The following is a 3,085-nucleotide window of genomic DNA, read 5'->3' on the forward strand; positions in this document are numbered from 1 at the left end:
CTCGACGCTGTCCGAAAGCGTCCCGGGATGTACATCGGATCCACCGGGGAGAGGGGCCTTCACCACCTGGTCTATGAGGTGGTCGACAACTCCGTTGACGAGGCGCTAGCCGGTCATTGCGACCACATCTACGTGACTCTTCTGGCTGACGGCGGGGTGCGTGTCGTCGACAACGGCCGCGGTATCCCGGTCGACATCGTGGCGACCGAAGGCAAGCCCGCCGTTGAGGTGGTGCTGACCGTCCTGCACGCCGGCGGGAAGTTCGGCGGGGAGGGCTATGCGGTTTCCGGTGGTCTGCACGGCGTGGGTGTCTCGGTGGTCAATGCACTGTCCGCACACGTTGATGTAGAGGTCGCTCGCGAGGGTCGGCTGTGGCACCAGTCCTACAACCGCGGTGTTCCGGAGGCGCCCCTGGCTCAGGGTGACGCGACAGATCGAACCGGAACCACTGTGACGTTCTGGGCCGACGAGGAGATCTTCGAGACCACCAACTTCGATTTCGAAACACTCTCCCGGCGCTTCCAGGAGATGGCGTTCCTCAACCGCGGGCTCTCACTGACGCTCACTGATGAGCGCGAGGCCGTGACTGAAGTCGCCGAGGTTGCCGAACCTATAGCCGCGGCCGAGATCGACGAGGAAGCCGCAGTCGCCGCAGAACGTCGGAGCATCACGTACATGTACGAGGGCGGCATCGCTGACTTCGTTAAGCATCTGAATGACAAGAAGGGTCCGGCGCACCCGCAAATCATCTGGTTTGAGGCCGAGGACACCGATCGCGGCATTTCGGCGGAGATCGCGATGCAGTGGAGCTCGACGTACACCGAGTCCGTCTACACCTTCGCCAACACCATTGGGACAACCGAGGGTGGTGCGCACGAGGAAGGCTTCCGCTCGGCACTAACCAGCCTGGTCAACAAGTTCGCTCGCGAATGGAACGTGCTCAAGGAGAAGGACACCAACCTCTCCGGTGACGACATTCGCGAAGGTCTCACCGCGATCGTGTCCGTGAAGTTGCGCGAGCCCCAGTTTGAAGGTCAGACCAAGACCAAGTTGGGTAACACTGAGGCCAAGACCTTCGTTCAGAAGGTCGTCAACGAGCAGCTCGGTGCTTGGTTCGAACAGAACCCCGCCGAGGGCAAAGAGATCGCCCGCAAATCGGTGTCTGCTCAGATCGCCAGAGTCGCGGCTCGCAATGCCCGCGAACTCGCCCGTGGCCGCAAGGGACTCCTCGGGGGCGGCGGCCTGCCAGGCAAGTTAATCGACTGCTCGTCAAACGACCCAACCATGTGCGAGATCTTCATCGTCGAGGGCGACTCCGCCGGCGGATCCGCTCGCAGCGGCAGAGATCCGGCGACGCAGGCGATCCTGCCGATTCGTGGCAAGATTCTCAACGTTGAGCGCGCCCGGCTCGACAAGGTGTTGGCAAACAACGAGGTTCAGGCGATGATCTCCGCGCTTGGCACGGGCATCCAAGAAGAGTTCGATATCGAGAAGTTGCGGTACCACAAGCTGGTGCTCATGGCTGACGCCGACGTCGATGGCCAGCACATCCGAACCCTGCTGCTGACGCTGCTGTTCCGCTTCATGCGTCCGTTGCTGGAGGGTGGTCACGTCTACTTGGCGCAGCCGCCGCTCTACAAGATCAAGTGGTCGAAGGTTTCGCCGGAATACGCGTTCTCCGATCAGGAGCGCGACGCCATGGTTGAGGATGGTTTGGCCGGTGGCAAACGACTGCCGAAGGAATCGATTCAGCGCTACAAGGGCCTCGGAGAGATGAACGCTTCGGAACTGTGGGAGACCACGATGGACCCGGCCAACCGAGTACTGCTGCAGGTTACTTTGGACGACGCGGCCCAGGCCGACGACATGTTTTCGATGCTGATGGGCGAGGACGTTGAATCCCGCCGCAAGTTCATTCAGCGCAACGCCAAGGACGTGCGATTCCTTGATATTTAAGGCATTTCGCGCTTCCTATCACCGACCGGTAAGCCTTCTGAAGGGACTGATCAGCCGTGGCTGACGACACCACGACTCTGCCCGACGAGCAGGAGGATCACGGACCGCACGGACGGATTGAACCGGTCGAGATCCAGACCGAAATGCAACGTTCGTACCTCGACTACGCGATGAGCGTCATCGTTGGCCGAGCGCTCCCAGACGTCACCGACGGACTCAAGCCCGTTCACCGCCGCGTGCTGTATGCGATGTATGACGGTGGCTATCGACCGGACCGCGGGTACTTCAAATGCACCCGCGTGATCGGCGATGTTCTCGGCAATTACCACCCGCATGGCGACACATCGGTCTATGACGCGTTGGTGCGCCTGGAACAACCGTGGTCGCTGCGCTACCCCCTCGTTGACGGCCAGGGGAACTTCGGTTCACCGGGTAACGACCCCGCGGCCGCGCACCGCTACACCGAGTGCCGGATGTCGCCGCTGGCGATGGAGATGGTTCGCGACATCGACGAGGAGACCGTCGACTTCACGCCGAACTACGACGGCCGAACCCTGGAGCCGCTGCTGCTTCCGTCGCGGTTTCCGAACCTGCTCGCCAACGGCTCGGCGGGTATTGCCGTCGGCATGGCAACCAACATCCCACCGCACAACCTGCGGGAGCTGAACGAGGGCTGTCAGTGGGCACTGGCGAATCCAGACGCCTCGCGCGAAGAACTCCTGGAAGCGCTGATGGAGCGCATCCCCGGACCGGACTTCCCGACTGGTGCCCTGATTGTCGGCAAGCGGGGCATCGACGATGCCTACCGGACCGGGCGCGGCTCGGTGATCGTGCGGGCAGTCATCGAGACCGAGGAGGACAACCGCGGGCGCACCTGCCTGGTCATCAAAGAGCTGCCCTACCAGGTCAACCCCGACAATCTCGCGCTCAAGATCGCCGAGCTGACCGACTCAGGCAAGCTGACTGGTATCGCTGACCTGCGCGATGACTCCTCTGACCGCACCGGCCAGCGCTTGGTGGTCATCCTCAAGCGTGACGCCCAGCCGCGGGTCGTACTCAATCAACTGTTCAAGCACACCCAGCTGCAAGACACGTTCGGCTGCAACATGTTGGCACTGGTCGACGGCGT

Annotated in this window: 2 protein-coding genes; both read left to right on the top strand. The window is 62.1% G+C overall.

All coding sequences use genetic code 11. The features are described 5' to 3' along the window. Positions 1 to 1,956, top strand: a 1,956-nt coding sequence (gyrB, locus tag KAZ48_11595) for a DNA topoisomerase (ATP-hydrolyzing) subunit B (GenBank protein ID MBP7973434.1), incomplete at its 5' end; no start/stop codon positions are given. A gap of 143 nt (positions 1,957 to 2,099) precedes the next feature. Further along, a partial coding sequence (locus tag KAZ48_11600; GenBank protein ID MBP7973435.1) for a DNA gyrase subunit A occupies positions 2,100 to 3,085 on the top strand: 986 nt, incomplete at its 3' end.

The sequence above is a fragment of the Candidatus Nanopelagicales bacterium genome, from assembly GCA_018003655.1.
Classification (GTDB): Bacteria; Actinomycetota; Actinomycetes; order S36-B12; family UBA10799; genus JAGNDY01.